The sequence below is a fragment of the Serratia sp. G204Y genome (assembly GCF_051172435.1).
Lineage (GTDB): Bacteria > Pseudomonadota > Gammaproteobacteria > Enterobacterales > Enterobacteriaceae > Serratia > Serratia sarumanii.
Genome location: NZ_JBPIZA010000006.1, coordinates 115,085 through 130,974, shown reverse-complemented (window position 1 = coordinate 130,974; position 15,890 = coordinate 115,085). Strand labels below are relative to the sequence as shown.

At 61.3% G+C, this 15,890-nt stretch carries 14 protein-coding genes; 5 read left to right on the top strand and 9 right to left on the bottom strand.

What is annotated here, in order from left to right:
- Positions 1 to 85 precede the first annotated feature (85 nt).
- Positions 86 to 679: a YhgN family NAAT transporter gene (locus ACSBQQ_RS21310; protein WP_004930825.1), complete on the top strand. Its 594-nt coding sequence runs from the start codon at positions 86 to 88 to the stop codon at positions 677 to 679.
- 30 nt (positions 680 to 709) lie between these two features.
- Here the strand turns inward: ACSBQQ_RS21310 and gntK are convergent, their stop codons facing one another.
- From gntK to ACSBQQ_RS21290, 4 genes are all read right to left on the bottom strand, one after another.
- Entirely contained in the window at positions 710 to 1,237 is a 528-nt protein-coding gene (gene gntK, locus ACSBQQ_RS21305) for a gluconokinase (RefSeq protein WP_033649350.1), read from the bottom strand.
- A gap of 101 nt (positions 1,238 to 1,338) precedes the next feature.
- A complete protein-coding gene (gntT, locus tag ACSBQQ_RS21300) occupies positions 1,339 to 2,655 on the bottom strand; it encodes a gluconate transporter (RefSeq protein WP_033636339.1) in 1,317 nt (438 codons plus the stop codon).
- Between the two features lie 340 nt (positions 2,656 to 2,995).
- Positions 2,996 to 3,991, bottom strand: a complete 996-nt coding sequence (gntR, locus tag ACSBQQ_RS21295) for a gluconate operon transcriptional repressor GntR (RefSeq protein WP_004930833.1) — start codon at positions 3,989 to 3,991, stop codon at positions 2,996 to 2,998.
- Positions 3,992 to 4,281: 290 nt separating this feature from the next.
- Entirely contained in the window at positions 4,282 to 4,977 is a 696-nt protein-coding gene (locus ACSBQQ_RS21290) for a pirin family protein (RefSeq protein ID WP_033636340.1), read from the bottom strand.
- Positions 4,978 to 5,366: 389 nt separating this feature from the next.
- On the opposite strand from ACSBQQ_RS21290, the gene ACSBQQ_RS21285 reads away from it, so the two are divergent.
- Both ACSBQQ_RS21285 and ACSBQQ_RS21280 read left to right on the top strand, forming a co-directional pair.
- Entirely contained in the window at positions 5,367 to 5,882 is a 516-nt protein-coding gene (locus ACSBQQ_RS21285) for a GNAT family N-acetyltransferase (RefSeq protein ID WP_039569096.1), read from the top strand.
- Entirely contained in the window at positions 5,875 to 7,056 is a 1,182-nt protein-coding gene (locus ACSBQQ_RS21280; RefSeq protein ID WP_033654460.1) for a P1 family peptidase, read from the top strand. Before ACSBQQ_RS21285 ends, ACSBQQ_RS21280 begins: the two co-directional genes overlap by 8 nt.
- Before the next feature lie 61 nt (positions 7,057 to 7,117).
- On the opposite strand, the gene iolE is transcribed toward ACSBQQ_RS21280, so the two are convergent.
- The 4 genes from iolE to iolD are packed head-to-tail and all read right to left on the bottom strand — an operon-like array spanning position 7,118 to position 11,988.
- Positions 7,118 to 8,014 carry a myo-inosose-2 dehydratase gene (gene iolE / locus ACSBQQ_RS21275; RefSeq protein WP_019455194.1) on the bottom strand — a complete coding sequence of 299 codons (897 nt, stop codon included), beginning with the start codon at positions 8,012 to 8,014 and terminating at the stop codon, positions 7,118 to 7,120.
- Between the two features lie 59 nt (positions 8,015 to 8,073).
- Positions 8,074 to 8,958, bottom strand: a complete 885-nt coding sequence (locus tag ACSBQQ_RS21270) for a sugar phosphate isomerase/epimerase family protein (protein WP_049213037.1) — start codon at positions 8,956 to 8,958, stop codon at positions 8,074 to 8,076.
- 40 nt (positions 8,959 to 8,998) lie between these two features.
- A complete protein-coding gene (locus tag ACSBQQ_RS21265; protein ID WP_033649354.1) occupies positions 8,999 to 10,012 on the bottom strand; it encodes a Gfo/Idh/MocA family protein in 1,014 nt (337 codons plus the stop codon).
- Positions 10,013 to 10,047: 35 nt separating this feature from the next.
- Positions 10,048 to 11,988, bottom strand: a complete 1,941-nt coding sequence (gene iolD / locus ACSBQQ_RS21260; RefSeq protein WP_060429258.1) for a 3D-(3,5/4)-trihydroxycyclohexane-1,2-dione acylhydrolase (decyclizing) — start codon at positions 11,986 to 11,988, stop codon at positions 10,048 to 10,050.
- Positions 11,989 to 12,533: 545 nt separating this feature from the next.
- Between iolD and ACSBQQ_RS21255 the strand changes: the two genes are divergently transcribed.
- The gene (locus ACSBQQ_RS21255; protein ID WP_060429259.1) at positions 12,534 to 14,465 is read left to right on the top strand and encodes a bifunctional 5-dehydro-2-deoxygluconokinase/5-dehydro-2-deoxyphosphogluconate aldolase; all 1,932 of its coding nucleotides are present in this window, start codon (positions 12,534 to 12,536) and stop codon (positions 14,463 to 14,465) included.
- Between the two features lie 203 nt (positions 14,466 to 14,668).
- Entirely contained in the window at positions 14,669 to 15,505 is an 837-nt protein-coding gene (locus tag ACSBQQ_RS21250) for a MurR/RpiR family transcriptional regulator (protein WP_004930856.1), read from the top strand.
- 41 nt (positions 15,506 to 15,546) lie between these two features.
- Here ACSBQQ_RS21250 and ACSBQQ_RS21245 read toward each other — a convergent pair whose 3' ends face one another.
- The gene (locus tag ACSBQQ_RS21245; RefSeq protein WP_060427179.1) at positions 15,547 to 15,885 is read right to left on the bottom strand and encodes a type II toxin-antitoxin system RelE/ParE family toxin; all 339 of its coding nucleotides are present in this window, start codon (positions 15,883 to 15,885) and stop codon (positions 15,547 to 15,549) included.
- Between the last annotated feature and the right edge of the window lie 5 nt (positions 15,886 to 15,890).

Sequence of the window (15,890 nt, the reverse complement as noted above, 5' to 3'; positions counted from 1 at the left end):
ATGGCTGGGGATTTCTCAGCAATCCTTCTTATAGGCAAGGACGCGGCCGGAAAGGCCGAGGCGTTTTCCCGATCACGAGGTCACCATGACAGAGATGATTTCCGCTACGGTATTGCTGTTTTTAATTATGGATCCGCTGGGCAACCTGCCGATTTTCATGTCGGTGCTCAAGCATCTGGAACCGCGCCGCCGCCGGGTAGTGCTGATCCGCGAGCTGCTGATCGCCCTGCTGCTGATGCTGATCTTCCTGTTCGCCGGCGAGAAAATTCTGGCGTTCCTCAACCTGCGCACCGAAACCGTCTCCATTTCCGGCGGCATCATTCTGTTTCTGATCGCCATCAAGATGATTTTCCCCACGCAGGAGGGCAACAGCTCCGGGCTGTCCGCCGGCGAAGAGCCGTTCCTGGTGCCGCTGGCGATCCCGCTGGTGGCCGGGCCGTCGATTCTGGCGGCGCTGATGCTGCTGTCGCACCAGTATCCGCATCAGCTGCCCCATCTGGTGGCGGCGCTGTTGATCGCCTGGGGCCTCTCTGCGGCCATTTTGCTGATGTCGAACCTGTTCCTGCGCCTGCTGGGCAGCAAAGGCGTCAGCGCGCTGGAACGGTTGATGGGGCTGATTCTGGTGATGCTGTCGACCCAGATGTTCCTGGACGGCGTGAGGGCTTACATGAAGCTGTAGGCGCCTGGCGACGCCGACGACAACCCGCGCTCAGCGGGCGGTGATGCGATTGATGCAGGCGAGCGTGTCGGCGACCACGCCGTCCAGCGGCTGGTTGATGTCGATCGCCTGCACATCCGGCTCCTGCTCGCCCGGCTCTTCCAGCGTGGCGAACTGCGAAACCAGCATCTGCGGTTTGAAGAAGTGGCCCTTGCGCTGTTTCAGGCGCTCCTCAATCACCGTCTTGTCCCCTTTCAGGTAGAGGAAATGCAGGTTGCGATTGCCTTCGCGCAGGCGGTCGCGATAGCTTTTTTTCAGCGCCGAACACACCAGCAGCGACACCGGATTGGTGCGTTGCATGGCGAAGATGGCGTCGTTCAAGGCCGCCAGCCACGGGGCGCGATCGTTGTCGTCCAGCGCGTGCCCGGCGGCCATTTTGTTGATGTTGGCGCGCGGATGCAGGTAATCGCCGTCCAGCATGGCGGCATCGGCCTCGCGGGCGACGGCGCTGGCTACGGCGGATTTGCCGCTGCCGGATACGCCCATCAGGATAAATACGTGATTCTGCGGATTACTCATTGTGTCATGCCCTTATGGGAACTGGCGCGAGCGCGCCAAATGCGTCCCGACTGATAAAGATACTCTGGAACGCCGACGCCCCGCAGGGCGCCGGATAAAGATTATACGACCGTCGCCAGCAGCAGGCAGCCCACCAGGCCGCACACCGAGATGATGGTTTCCAGCACCGACCAGGATTTGATAGTTTCCATGATGCTCAGGTTGAAGTACTCCTTGAACAGCCAGAAGCCCGGATCATTAACGTGCGAGAAGATAACGCTGCCGGAACCGACCGCAATCACCATCAGCTCAGGGCTGACGCCGGTGGTGGCGATCAGCGGGGCGACGATGCCGCCGGCGGTGATCGCCGCCACGGTGGCGGAACCCAGCGCCAGACGCAGCGCGGCGGCGATCGACCAGGCCATCAGAATCGGCGAAACGTTGCTGCCTTCCATCAGGCCGGCGATGTACTGCTCGACGCCGCTGTCCACCAGCACCTGCTTGAAGGCGCCGCCGCCGCCGATGATCAACAGCATCATGGCGATGATTTTAATCGAATCGGTGATGGTGCCCATCACTTCATCCATGGTGCGGCCGCGGTTCAGGCCGAAGGTGAAGATAGCGATCAGCACGGCGATCAGGGTCGCCATCACCGGGTCGCCGAAGAACTCGGCGAAGCGCAGCAGGCTGTGGCCCTTCGGCAACACCATTTCAGCGACCGCGCGCAGTGCCATCAGGATCACCGGCACCAGCGACGTGGCGACGCTGACGCCAAAGCTCGGCATCTCCGCTTCTGTAAAGGTTTTCGGGTTGTACAGGCCTTCCGGCACCGGCTTGTCGATGCCTTTCAGGAAGCGGGCATAAACCGGGCCGGCCAGGATCACCGTCGGGATCGCCAGCAGCGTGCCGTACAGCAGGGTTTTACCCATATCGGCATGGAAGATGGTGGCGATGGCGGTCGGGCCCGGGTGCGGCGGCAGGAAGCCGTGGGTCACCGACAGCGCGGCGGCCATCGGCACGCCGACGTACAGCAGCGGGATGCGTGCGGAAGCGGCGATGGTGAACACCAGCGGCAGCAGCAGCACGAAGCCCACTTCGTAGAACAGCGCGAAGCCGACGGTGAAGCCGGTCAGCACCACCGCCCATTGAATGTGTTTTCTGCCGAACTTGTCGATCAGCGTGGTGGCGATGCGCTGCGCGCCGCCGCAGTCCGCCAGCAGCTTGCCGAGCATGGCGCCGAAGCCCATGATCAGCGCCAGGCTGCCCAACGTGCCGCCCACGCCGGCCTTGATGGAGCCGATGACTTTATCGACCGGCATGCCCTGTGCGATCCCGACCGCCAGGGCAACCAGCACCAGAGAGATAAAGCCGTTCAGCTTGAAGCGGATCATCAGCAGCAGCAGCAGCGCTACGCCGCCTGCAACAATCACTAATGGCATAATTTTTCTCCAACCTTTTATCGCGACTCTCTTTACGATAGGCGTAAAGCGTGCGGTTGTTTTATTTTTAGGCTCTTTCCCGGTGTTTAAGAAGAGCTGTAGGTGTTGTTGAGTCAGAGGTTCAGTCTTGCAGCAAGATGACCGCACACTCGTTGTTACCGGTATCATGATACCGGTAACAACATGAGCGCCGGAACCGGGTAAGCGGCTAAAATTCGCGTTCTGGGACAGAGATCAAACTTATGCCGGCAACGAGCGGCGGGCTTACAGGCGGGATAACCCGCGCGCCTCAGGGCGCGCTGCAAAGAGAAAGGGTGTTAAAACAGAACGTTAAAATGGCTCAGATACTGCCGCCGGGGATCACGGTGAAACCGACGTCCACCATGCGCGGGCACACCGTTTCGCCGCGCAGCCGGGCCAGCAAGCGCTCGGCGCCGATCTGCCCCATGCGTTCGCGCGGCGTCAGCACGCTGGCTAACTTCGGCACCATCACCTGGCCGATATCATGGCCGTGGAAACCGGCGATCGCCATGTCCTGCGGGATCGACAGCCCCTGACGCTGGCACTCGAAGGCCGCGCCGATCGCCAGGTCATCGTTGGTGCAGAAGATACTGTCGATCTGCGGGTAGTCGCGCTGCGCCTGGCGCAGCAGCTCACCGCCGGCGGAATAGGAGGAAGAGCGTGCGGTCATGATGCTGTACGGCTCCAGGCCGGATTCGCGCATCGCCTGCTCATACCCCTGCTGTTTGATGATGGTACGTTCATCCTGTCGGGCGCCGAAATAGACCACGTGACGGTGGCCGTGCGCGATGATCTGCTGGGTCATCTGGCGCGCCGCCTCGAAGTTGTTGAAGCCCACCGCCAGATCGATGCACGGCGAGACGCAGTCCATCAGCTCCACCACCGGAATGCCCGCCACCTCGATCATTTTCAGGGTGCGTGGCGTGTGATGGCGCTCAGACAGGATCAGGCCGTCGATATTGTAAGAAAGCAGCGAGGTCAGACGCTCTTCTTCACGCTCCGGCAGGTAGCCATAGTGCGCCAGCATGGTCTGGTAGTTGTGCGCGTCGGTGACGCTTTCGATGCCGCGCAGCACTTCGGCGAACACCTGGTTGGTCAGCGACGGCAACAGCACGCCAATCGCCCGGCTGGTGGCGTTGGAGAGGATGTCCGGCGCGCGGTTGGGGATGTAACCCAGCTCATCCAGCGCGACGGCGATTTTTTGCTGCAGGGCGGCAGAAACCTGGTCGGGATTGCGCAGATAACGGCTCACCGTCATCTTGGTCACGCCCACCTTGTCCGCCACATCCTGGAGTACCGGCCGTTTTTTCTTCATTATCAATGAACTGACTAACCGTGAATGGGCAGTCATTTTAGCAAAAAAAACGGCGGGCCGATATTGTCGGTTATGCGACGGCCAACGCAAAAAGGGCTCACAGCGTGAGCCCTTCATACGGTGACAAAGGGGAAAAAGCGTGGTTTTTCCCCTTTGTGATTGTCAGCCGAAAATCAATAAATTGATTTTCCTTGTTTTTATATGCTGCCGGCTTTCAGTCGGGCAACGTCATCAGGCTTGTCGTTAACCTCAAGGGCTCACATCGTGAGCCCTTGAAATTTACCGCCTAATCACACCGGCGGCAGATCGAACAGCAGGATTTCGCTCTCTTCGTCGGCCTGAATCGTCAGACCCGATTCATCCCACACCGCAAACGCGTCGCTGATGCCGGCGGCCTGGCCGTTGACCGAGACCTTGCCGCGCACCACCTGGATCCAAATGCGACGGCCGGCGGCGATTGGGTACTCACCCTGCTCGCCTTTATTCAGCGCCCAACGCGACAACGTCATATCCTGGAACACCTTCAGCGAACCGTCGCGCGCATCCGGCGACAGCACCAGCTGACGGCCCTGCGGCGCGTCGAACATACGCTGCTCGTAGCGCGGCTCCAGCCCGACCTGATCCGGAATGATCCAAATCTGGTACAGGTGCAGCGGACGATCCTGATTGGCGTTGTACTCGGAGTGACGTACCCCGGTGCCCGCGCTCATGATCTGGAATTCGCCGGCCTGGATCTGCTCCTTGTTGCCCATGCTGTCCTGATGCTCCACCGTGCCGCTCAGCACATAGGTCAGGATTTCCATGTCCTTATGCGGGTGGGTGCCGAAACCCTGCCCGGCGTCGATCACATCTTCGTTGATCACACGCAGCGCCGAGAACCCCATAAAGTTCGGATCGTAGTAGTCGGCAAATGAGAAGGTGTGCCAGCTATCCAGCCAGCCATGATTGGCGTGGCCGCGATCTTCCGCTTTGCGTACATAAATCATATTCAACTCTCCTCAATGTTTTTTTACAGTCTAGTCCTGCGGGCAGAATAAGAAAGCGTAAAAAACTCATGCCTCTGTTCAAAAATTTCGATGGAATGAAACGGCGGATTGGCAACGGATTTGTTGAAGGCGGAAGCGGTTGAAAAAGGGCAAAAAAAAAGCCAGCACCCGAGCTGGCTAAGTAAACACTGGAAGCAATGTGAGCAATGTCGTGCCTTCGCAGCGAGAGTATCAAGGGTTGATGCCCTCCCCGGAACGCATCGCAATAATAATCATTATCATTCGCACCTGTAAAGCGTTTTTTTTGACCCGTTGAAATAATATTGACTCAAGGCAGTAAACCGATAAATTCAGAGGTTATTCAACCGGTAAGCAACAGGAGCAGCGAGATGAGCGAGATCGTGATACGCCACGTGGAAACAACGGATGCGCAGGCTCTGCATCATCTTTATTCTCTGGCGCCCGTCTACCGCGATACGCTGCAGCTACCGCTACCGTCCGTTGAGTCCTGGCAGAAGCGCCTCGCCAATCCCGAACCGGGCACGTATAACCTGGCGGCCGTTATCGACGGGCAGCTTGCCGGCCAGTTGGTTGTGATGCTGAATCAGCGAGTGCGCCGCCGCCACGTGGCTACCTTCGGCATCGGCGTCGATCCGCACTACCACGGTAAAGGCGTCGGCAGCCGCCTGATGCAGGCGATGATCGACCTGTGCGACAACTGGGCGGCCATCGAGCGCATCGAACTGGAGGTATTCACCGACAACCCGGCAGCCATCGCGCTATACCGCAAATTCGGTTTCGAGATAGAAGGCACCAGTCGCGCCTATGCCATGCGCGACGGCGTACTGGTCGATGCCTACCATATGGCGCGTTTTCGCTCCGGGCAGCCGCGCGGCGATGCGTAATCTTCCCCACCCGCAGGGGCCGCTGCGCCGGCCCCTGAACATCAACCGCCGAACCTTTTTACAAGCGCTGGCCGGCCTGACCGCCGCCGTCGGCATATTCTCTCCTCTCACCCCATTAGGTGCCGCTATGCCAACTTCCGCCGCCGGACGCCCAGGCGCCCGCAACCTGATTACCGATGTGCCGGGCCTGAAGGTCGGCGTGGCGCAGGACAGCCGGGTGCGCACCGGCGCGACGGTTATCCTGCCGGACAGCCCGGCGATCGCCGCCGTGGACGTGCGCGGCGGCGGCCCCGCCACCCGGGAAACCGACGCGCTGGGCGAAGACAATTTGGTGCAGACCGTCGATGCGCTGACGTTCAGCGGCGGCTCGGTTTACGGTCTGGCGGCAGCGGACGGCGTCGCTGCCTGGCTGGGGCAACAGGGTAAAGGCTACGCGCTGCGCCCGGCGCCCGGCGTGCCGGTCTCCCCGATCGTGCCCACCGCCTGCCTGTACGATCTGGCCAACGGCGGCGACAAAAACTGGCAGCTCACGCCGCCGTATCGCCAGTTGGGCATCGATGCGGTCGGCAAGGCCGGGCTGGATTTTCCGCTCGGCACCGTCGGCGCCGGCTATGGCGCCATGACCGGCATGGGCAAGCTGAAAGGCGGCCTCGGCTCGGCATCTATCATTGCCGCCAACGGCGCTACCGTCGGCGCGCTGGTGGCGGTCAACAGTTTGGGTGCGGTGGTAGCGCCCGGCACCCGCGCCTTCTGGGCGACGCCCTATGAAATTGACGGTGAATTCGGCAACGGCGGCGCGGCGGCGCTGGCGCAACTGCGCGCCCAGGGCGAAGATTGGATGGAACAAGAGCCGCAGGGCGGCAGAAAGAACACCACCCTGGCCTGCATCGCCACCGATCTGGCGCTGACGCGAGTGGAGTTGAAACGGGTGGCCATCATGGCGCAAGACGGCATGGCGCGCGCTATTCGCCCGCTGCACAGCCCGTTTGACGGCGACGTGGTGTTCGCCCTGTCCACCGGGCAGCGCGAGGTTCAGGGCAGCCGCGAACTGGCGGTGCTGCAAATCGGCGCGCTGGCGGCGGACACCCTGGCCCGGGCGATCGCCCGTGGCGTGCATGCCGCCACGCCGTGGCCAGGCAGCCAGGTTGCAACCTGGCAAACGCTCGGCGGTTAACACGCCGCCATCAAAAAAGGGGCGCCGGCGGCTCCCCTCGAGCTTTATTGACCCTCGCCGCTTAAATGCCGGCGGTTTCCCGAATATAACGGCGCGCTTTCACCGCATACTCGAACGGGTTGGCCAGCGCCGGATCCTGCTCGGCCTCCACCACCATCCACCCTTTGTAACCGCGCTCGTCCAGCAGCTTGAACACCGGCCTGAAGTCGATCACGCCATCACCCGGCACGGTGAAAGTGCCCTTCTTCACGCCATCGAGGAAGCTCAGCTTGTTGGCCTTCACTTCCGCCACCACCTCATCGCGCACGTCCTTCAGGTGGACGTGGTTGATGCGCGGCAGATACTTCTCCAGGATCGCCATCATCGCCTGCTGGCTGCCTTCCGAATAGTAGGCGTGGCCGGTATCGAACAGCAGGTAGACGTCGTCGTTGACCATGCTCATGTAGCGATCGATTTCGGCCGTGGTTTGAATGCCGGTGCCCATGTGGTGGTGCAGACACACCTGCATGCCTTTACCGGCAGCGATCTTCGCCAGCTCGTTGTAACCGTCGGCCACCCGCTGCCACTCTTCATCGCTGAAGTACGGTTTCTCTTCGAACACGCCTTTGGTGGTGCCCTGAATGCTCTTGCTCTGCTCGGAGCAGCCGATCACCCTGGCGCCCATGGCATGCAGGAAATTCATGTGGTTGATAAATTCATCGATGGTTTTGTCTTTCTGGCCGTCGGCGAAAAAGGTGCTGAACCAGGCGTTGCAGATCTGGATACCGCGAATGTCCAGCATCGGTTTCAGCACCGCCGGATCGCGCGGGTATTTGCTGCCCACTTCGCTGCCGGTGAAGCCGGCCAGCGCCATTTCGCTGACGCACTGCTGGAAGGTATTTTCCTTGCCCAGATCGGGCATGTCGTCGTTGGTCCAGCCGATCGGCGCAATGGCCAATTTCACGTTGTCTTTATTCATGGTCTGCCTCGGTGCTTGGAGGGCCGCCGGCGCAAACGCCGCCGGCGAGCCGAATAAGATTATTTGCCCAACAGCTCTCTTTCGATGCGCTCTCTGGTCGCCACCGCCTGGCTCGGCATCTTTTCCGGGTAGCCGAACAGCGAAGTGCAGATGATCGATTCGCCGCCGACCTTGAAGCTGCGGTTGGCAAACTCCATGTCGCGCAGCGTCTGGAACAGGGCGTCGAAATTCACCTCGCCTTCGCCGATGCCGACGTGCTGGTGCACCGCTGCGTCTACCCCCGGCGGGTTGACGATATAACGGCAATGCTTGGTGTGGTTCATGGTGTCGGCAATCAGCACGTGGGAAAGATCGTCCCCGGCGTACTGCAGCATGCCGGCCACGTCGCCCTGCCCCTTGTCGTAGTAGAAGGTGTGCGGCACGCTGTAGAGGTATTTGACGTGATCGCTGCGCAGCGATTTCACCAGATCGGCGGTTTCGTTGCTCAGCTCACAGAAGTCCCACGGGTGCGACTGGATCTCCATACGAATGCCCTCGCGCTCGACGATCGGCAGCAGCTCCTCCATCGAGCGATACCACAGCTCCTCGCAGATCTCCGGTTCGTTGGGGTTGCCCGCCAGTTCGGTGTTGATCACCTGCACGCCCATTTCCACCGCGATTTCGATCATCCGCCGCCAGTTTTTGACCGCCGCCAGGCGGCGATCCTCCCCCGGCCCGGACCAGCGGTACACCACGATAAATGAGGAGATCTCCACGCCGGTCGCTTTCAGGGCGTTTTTATACTCCGCCATGATTTCGCGGCTGGCCTTCGGATGCTTGTAAAACGGGTTGATCTGCGGGTGCGGCGACTGCTCGATGTATTTGTAGCCCCAGTCCGCCACCTGTTGAACCATTTTGGTGATGCCCAAATCCCGGATAACGTCGACATCAAAAGCGATCTTCATGGTCACTCCTCTGCAATCGTGGGTAGGTGGTGCAAGCCGGCTATTTGTTGTAAAACGCCGGGCGCGCCGGCAGGGTCACCGGCACGATTTCGCCGCTGAGCTGGGCCGCCACGCAGGCGTCGGCGGTCACCGCGGCGGCGTAGCCGTCCCAGGCGGAAGGCCCGGTCAACTTGCCAGCGGCCACGTCGTTGATGAAGCCCTGTAGCTCAACGTCATAGGCGTCGATAAAACGATCCTTCCAGTCGGTCAGGATTTCGGTCGACAGGCGGGCGCCGCTGCGCATCTGCACCGAAGACGGCTCCGGCAGTTTGGCGATGCCGGTTTCCCCTACCACTTCACACTGAATGTCGTAGCCGTACTGGCAGTTGACGAAGATTTCGACGTCAATGCGCGTGCCTTTGGCGGTTTCGAACAGCACAATCTGCGGATCTTTTAGGTGTGGGAACGCCTTCGGGCTCTTGCGCGGGAACACCACCTGCACCGACACATAGTCGTCGTCGAGCAGCCAGCGCAGCACGTCGATTTCGTGGATCAGGGTGTCGGTGATCGCCATATCGGTGGTGTAGGCTTCGCCGACCGTCGGGTTGCGGTGCGCGCAGTGCAGCATCAGCGGCTCGCCGATCTGGCCGCTGGTCAGCACCTGTTTCAGCGCGCGATAGCCCTGGTCATAGGGGCGCATAAAGCCGACCTGCACCAGCCGTTTGCCGTGCTTCGCTTCGGCATCGACGATGTTTTTGCAGCCCTGCGCGGTCACCGCCAGCGGCTTCTCGCAGAACACCGGTTTGCCGGCGGCGATGGCCGCCAGCACGAACTCTTCGTGGCTCGGCCCCCAGGAAGTCACCAGCACCGCCTGTACGTCGGCGGCCTTGATCAGATCGTGGCCGTTGTCATACACCCGCGCATCCAGCTGCAGATCGCTCACCACCTTGGCGGCGTTGTCGCGGTTGATGTCATTCACCGCCACCACCCGTGCGCCCTGCAACACTTTGCTGCAGCGACGGATATGATCGCGGCCGATGGCGCCGGTGCCGATAACCCCAATGTTCAATGTCATTTTCGCTACCCTCGAGATTTATGTATGAAAACGAATCAGTAATCGCGCGCCTTATCGATGTTTTCCTGCAGCTTGCGCGCCACTGCGACGATTTTCTCGCTGTCGGCCACCTGAGCGCCGCCCACGCGCCACCAGCTGAGATACTTGTGCACCATGGTCTTCGGCAGCACCTTGATGTCCAGCAGCGTGGACACGGTCTGCCTGCGGGCGTCGGCCAGCGCATCGAGCAGCTGCTGCTCGGTGGTGACGCGATAGGTTTTGCAACCGTAAGCCGCCGCCAGCATGGCGAAATCGACCGGCACCAGTTTGCCGTCGAGCTTGCCGCCCTGTGGATTACGGAAGCGGAATTCGGTGGTGTAGCTGTCCATGCCGTGTTCCATCTGCAGGTTGTTGATGCAGCCGTTGGTCATGTTGTCGAACAGCATCACATTGATCTTGCAGCCTTCCTGAATCGAAGTGACCAGTTCGGAATGCAGCATCATGAAGGCGCCGTCGCCCACCATCGCGTACACCTCGCGCTGCGGCTCGGCCAGCTTGACCCCCAATGCGGCGTTCACCTCATACCCCATGCAGGAGTAACCGTACTCCACGTGATAACCGTGCTCGCCGCGGTTGTGCCACACCCGCTGCAAATCGCCCGGCAGGCTGCCGGCGGCGGCGACGATCACGCTGTCCGCCGGCAGCTCGCGGTTCAGCACCCCCAGCACCCGGCTCTGGGTCAGCGCGGAATCGGTCTGGGCGATAAATTCGGCGAACACCCGCTCGCGATCGAGGTGATCGTCTATCTCCGGCACAAAGCCTACGCCGCCGTATTCCACCGCGTAAACGCGCTCGGTCTCTTCACGCTGGGCGCTGCGCGCCGCGGCGATGGCGTCGCCCCAGCCGGCGCGGTACTCGGCCTGCGCCAGCAGCGCGCCCAGTTCGCTCAGGGCCTCGCGGGCGTCCGCCAGCACCTGCACGCCGTCGAGCTTGCCGGCGTCAAAGGCGCTGACGTTGATATTGAGGAAGCTGACGTCCGGATTTTGGAACAGCCATTTGGACGAGGTGGTGAAATCGGTGTAACGGGTGCCGACGCCGATCACCAGATCGGCCTGACGAGCCAGCGTATTGGCCGCCAGGCAGCCGGTTTCGCCAATGCCGCCGAGGTTGAATTCATGGTCGCTCGGCACCGTGCCTTTGCCGGCCTGGGTTTCGGCGAACGGAATGCCGAAGCGCTCGGCGAATTCGCGCAGCGCCCGCCCGGCCTGCGAGTATTTCACGCCGCCGCCGCACACCAGCAGCGGTTTGCGTTTGGCCGCCAGCAGCGCCAACGCGTCCGCCAACATGCCGTCGGTCGCCGGGCGGCGATCGAGCCGATGCACGCGTTTTTGGAAGAAATAGTCGGGATAGTCGTAGGCTTCACCCTGCACGTCCTGCGGCAGACACAGCGTCACCGCGCCGGTTTCCGCCGGATCGGTCAGCACGCGCATCGCGTTGATGCAGGCGCTCATCAGCTGTTCCGGCCGCACGATGCGGTCCCAGTATTTGCTCACCGCGCGGAACGCGTCGTTGGTGCTGATGCTGAGATCGTAAGACTGTTCGATTTGCTGCAGCACCGGATCCGGCTGGCGGGATGCGTAAACGTCGCCCGGCAGCAGTAATAAAGGAATGCGGTTGGCGGTGGCGGTGGCCGCGGCGGTGATCATATTGGCGGCGCCGGGGCCGACCGATGAGGTGCAGGCGTAGATCTGCCGGCGCAGCTTCTGTTTGGCGAAGCCGATCGCCGCATGGGCCATCCCCTGCTCGTTTCGGCCCTGATGCACCCGCAGATCGCCGCTATCCTGCTCCAGCGCTTGCCCCAGCCCCAGCACGTTGCCGTGGCCGAAAATCGCAAAAATGCCCGCGACGAATTTGGTTTCCACGCCGTCGGCCAGCAGATACTGGTTATCGAGGAATCTGACGAGCGCCTGCGCCATGGTTAGCCTGATCTTGCCCATTTACTCACCCTTTAGATTGAGGGCCGCCCCGGAAAGGGCTCGCGCCGAGCCGACAATTCCGTGTTTGTGTTACGCGGCGGCAGCTATTATCTTGAGCAGGCGATGCCCGCTGCTCACGAAGTCGACAACCTGAAACGTGAAGCGATTATAAACAAATATATTTTTCATAAAATCACATTACAGAAGAAACATTTCATTTTGCGATAAAGATCGCATAATGCATGAAAAGCCCGTTTCATCTCGTGGGTCAGCCTTCACTGGCTTCGCGCCACGCACCGGCCAATAAAAGCCGTTGGCTCATGGGCTGACCGCCTTTTACCCTGTCATTTCCCCTCTTTTATGCGCGCCCCGGCCCCCCTCCCGTAGCCATTTCACCGCCTTTTCCCACGCCTCTGTCGATGTTTTAAACGCATCACATTTTTGGGGTGTAAATTTCATTCTATATTGAAATTGAAATTTTCATTCCCCATACTGTCCACATGCTTCCTGCAGGGCGCCACGCTCGGGCCGCCGCTGGAGTTTTGCTTAAACAGAAGGAAACGGGTATGGCTACACAAGAAAAACAGCTTGATGTCATTTGTCTCGGGCGCATCGCCGTCGATTTCTATGCTCAGCAGATCGGCGCGCGGCTGGAAGACGCCGGCACATTCGCCAAGTACCTCGGCGGTTCTTCCGGCAACGTGGCCTACGGCACCGCCATTCAGGGGTTAAAATCCGGCATGCTGGCGCGCGTCGGCGACGAACACATGGGCCGCTTTCTGCGCGAAGAGCTGCAGCGCGTCGGGGCCGATACCCGCTGCCTGATCACCGACAAACAGCGATTAACCGGCCTGGTGATCCTCGGCATCAAGGATCAGGAAACCTTCCCGCTGATCTTCTACCGCGAAAACTGCGCGGACATGGCGCTGACGCCGGACGACATCGATGAGGCCTACATCGCTTCCTCGCGCGCGCTGGCCATCACCGGCACGCACCTGTCGCACCCGAACACCCGCGCCGCGGTGCTGAAGGCGCTGGAATACGCGCGCCGCCACGGCCTGCGCACCGCGCTGGACATCGATTACCGCCCGGTGCTGTGGGGGCTGACGTCGCTGGGCGACGGCGAAACCCGCTTTGTGGAATCGGACCAGGTCACGCGCGAGCTGCAGGAGGTGCTGCACCATTTCGATCTGATCGTCGGCACCGAAGAAGAGTTTCATATCGCCGGCGGCAGCACCGACACGCTGACGGCGCTGAAAAACGTGCGCCGGGCCACGGCGGCCACGCTGGTGTGCAAGCGCGGCGCGCAGGGTTGCTCGGTGTTCGAGGGCGAAATCGCCGATGGCTGGGAACAGGTGAAACTGCACGCCGGCGTGCGGGTTGAGGTGCTGAACGTGCTGGGGGCCGGCGACGCCTTTATGTCCGGCCTGCTGCGTGGCTACCTGAACGATGAGGGCTGGGATCAGGCCTGCCGCTACGCCAACGCCTGCGGCGCGTTGGTGGTCTCGCGCCACGGCTGCGCGCCGGCGATGCCGACCAAACGGGAGCTGGACGACTACCTGCTGCGTGAACGGCAGGTCACGCGCCCGGACCGCGATGCGCGCCTGAACCACCTGCACCGGGTCACCACCCGCAAGCAACAGTGGCCGGAACTGTGCGTCTTCGCCTTCGATCACCGCAAGCAGCTGGCGGACATGGCACGCGAAGCCGGCGTCGGCGAGGAGCGCATTCCGCGCCTGAAAACCCTGCTGCTGACCGCGGCGCAACAGGCCGCCGCGCAGGCCGGCCTGAACGGCAACAGCGGCATTCTGGCCGACACCACCTACGGGCAGGCGGCGCTGAACGAGATCACCGGCCAGGGATGGTGGATCGGCCGGCCGGTAGAGCTGCCCAGTTCGCGCCCGCTGCGCCTGGAGCACGGCAATATCGGCTCGCAATTGATCGACTGGCCGCAGGAGCACGTGGTGAAGTGCCTGGTGTTTTATCACCCGCACGACGCGGCGGAACTGCGTCGCGAGCAGGATGAGCTGATCGCCGACGTCTACCGCGGCTGCTGTAAGTCCGGCCACGAGCTGCTGCTGGAAGTGATCCTGCCGGACAACAACCCCGACAAAGACGAACGTTATTACCTGGAGATGATTGAGCACTTCTACCAGTCGGGCATTCAGCCGGACTGGTGGAAACTGCCGCCGCTGAGCGCGGAAAACTGGCGGCGGGTCGGTGCGCTAATCGATACCTACGATCCCTACTGCCGCGGCGTGCTGATCCTGGGGCTCGACTCCCCGGAAGCGGTGCTGAAGGCGGGCTTTGCCGCCGCCGCGGATGCGCGCTGGGTGAAGGGTTTCGCCGTCGGCCGCACTATCTTCGGCCAACCTTCGCGCCGCTGGCTGCAGGGGGAAATCGACGACGCCGCCCTGATCGAGCAGGTGAAACAAAAATATCTGACGCTGATCGGTTTCTGGCGCCAGTACCGCCCGCAGGCGGGCGGCGCGCACTGACAGCGAGAGCAGGTTCACGTCCCCTTAAGGCCATTTCGCCGCTTTAAGGGGATTTTTTTGCCTATTTTCTGTGAAGTCGCGCAATGTGCGATCGAATAAATCGCTTTTTGAGGAAATGAAATTTCCGCTCCGTCTGTTAAAATACCCTGTCAATATTTCAGGCGTCAGGCCAATGCGCCTTCACCCCACTGCGAGCCGAATGGATGAACAACCCAACTCAACTTTCGCTGTTACAGGACGAGATCCGCCACCGTTATGAAACGCTGAGCAAGCGTTTGAAGCAGGTGGCGCGCTATATTTTGGATAACAGTAACAGCATCGCTTTCGATACCGTTGCCTCCATCGCCGCACAGGCCAGCGTGCCGCCTTCCACCCTGATCCGTTTCGCCAACGCCTTCGGCTTCAGCGGCTTCAACGAAATGAAGCAGGTGTTCCGTCAGCATCTGATGGAAGAGACGGTGAACTATACCGAGCGCGCGCGCCTGTTCCGCCAAACCTCCACCGACGACAACGTCGCGCCGGAGAAACCGGCGGAAATTCTCAACGTATTCACCATGGTCAACGCGCAGGCGCTGCAGCAGCTGGCGATGCAGATCGCCCCCGAGCAGCTGGATCGCGCCGTCGAACTGCTCAACAACGCCGAAAACATCTACGTGATCGGCCTGCGCCGTTCGTTCAGCGTCGCCTCCTATCTCACCTATGCGCTGCGCCATCTGGAGCGCCGCGCGTTTCTTATCGACGGCCTGGGCGGCATGTTCACCGAACAGCTGAGCATGGTGAAACCGAAGGACGTGGTGATCGCCATCAGCTATTCGCCGTACGCCCGCGAGGCGGTGGAACTGGTGGAATTGGGCGCCAAGCGCGGCGCGCAGCAGATCGCCATCACCGACAGCCAGGTCAGCCCATTGGCCGCCTTCAGCGACGTCTGTTTCGTGGTGCGCGAAGCGCAGGTGGACGGGTTCCGTTCGCAGGTGGCCTCGATGTGCCTGGCGCAGACGCTGGCGGTTTCGCTGGCGCTGAATAACGCCCGGGACGAGTAAGGCTGGGGTGAACGCGCCCGACAGGCTCGGGCGCGGCGGGGTTATTGCAGCAACAAATAGCGGTAGAGCGCGCTTTCCAGATCCTGCTTCATGCTGATGAAAAGCAGAATCTCCACCGTCTGGCCGTCGTAGTCATAGATGACGTAGTATTCGCTGTCGGGATCCAATCGTTCGTGCAACCGCACTCCCATGCCTGCCAGCACGGCGTTGAAGCGGAAGCGGGCAGGATCGTCGGCAATTGCCGCGAGGGACGATAACAACAGATTGTCCACGAACACCCCGGCCGCGACTGCTCCTATCGTTCCGCTCTTATAAGACTCGATGTCTTTCAGGCTCCATTCCGCCGCCGGCGCGACGGTAAAACGTATTTCCTGGGGCATCCTGC

Coding starts and splice junctions, on each gene's coding strand:
- ACSBQQ_RS21250 (WP_004930856.1), top strand. CDS start 14,669: ATGAACAACCCAACTCAACTTTCGCTGTTACAGGACGAGATCCGCCAC.
- ACSBQQ_RS21290 (WP_033636340.1), bottom strand. CDS start 4,977: ATGATTTATGTACGCAAAGCGGAAGATCGCGGCCACGCCAATCATGGC.
- ACSBQQ_RS21265 (WP_033649354.1), bottom strand. CDS start 10,012: ATGACATTGAACATTGGGGTTATCGGCACCGGCGCCATCGGCCGCGAT.
- gntK (WP_033649350.1), bottom strand. CDS start 1,237: ATGAGTAATCCGCAGAATCACGTATTTATCCTGATGGGCGTATCCGGC.
- iolE (WP_019455194.1), bottom strand. CDS start 8,014: ATGAATAAAGACAACGTGAAATTGGCCATTGCGCCGATCGGCTGGACC.
- gntT (WP_033636339.1), bottom strand. CDS start 2,655: ATGCCATTAGTGATTGTTGCAGGCGGCGTAGCGCTGCTGCTGCTGCTG.
- ACSBQQ_RS21310 (WP_004930825.1), top strand. CDS start 86: ATGACAGAGATGATTTCCGCTACGGTATTGCTGTTTTTAATTATGGAT.
- ACSBQQ_RS21245 (WP_060427179.1), bottom strand. CDS start 15,885: ATGCCCCAGGAAATACGTTTTACCGTCGCGCCGGCGGCGGAATGGAGC.
- ACSBQQ_RS21280 (WP_033654460.1), top strand. CDS start 5,875: ATGCGTAATCTTCCCCACCCGCAGGGGCCGCTGCGCCGGCCCCTGAAC.
- iolD (WP_060429258.1), bottom strand. CDS start 11,988: ATGGGCAAGATCAGGCTAACCATGGCGCAGGCGCTCGTCAGATTCCTC.
- ACSBQQ_RS21255 (WP_060429259.1), top strand. CDS start 12,534: ATGGCTACACAAGAAAAACAGCTTGATGTCATTTGTCTCGGGCGCATC.
- ACSBQQ_RS21270 (WP_049213037.1), bottom strand. CDS start 8,958: ATGAAGATCGCTTTTGATGTCGACGTTATCCGGGATTTGGGCATCACC.
- gntR (WP_004930833.1), bottom strand. CDS start 3,991: ATGAAGAAAAAACGGCCGGTACTCCAGGATGTGGCGGACAAGGTGGGC.
- ACSBQQ_RS21285 (WP_039569096.1), top strand. CDS start 5,367: ATGAGCGAGATCGTGATACGCCACGTGGAAACAACGGATGCGCAGGCT.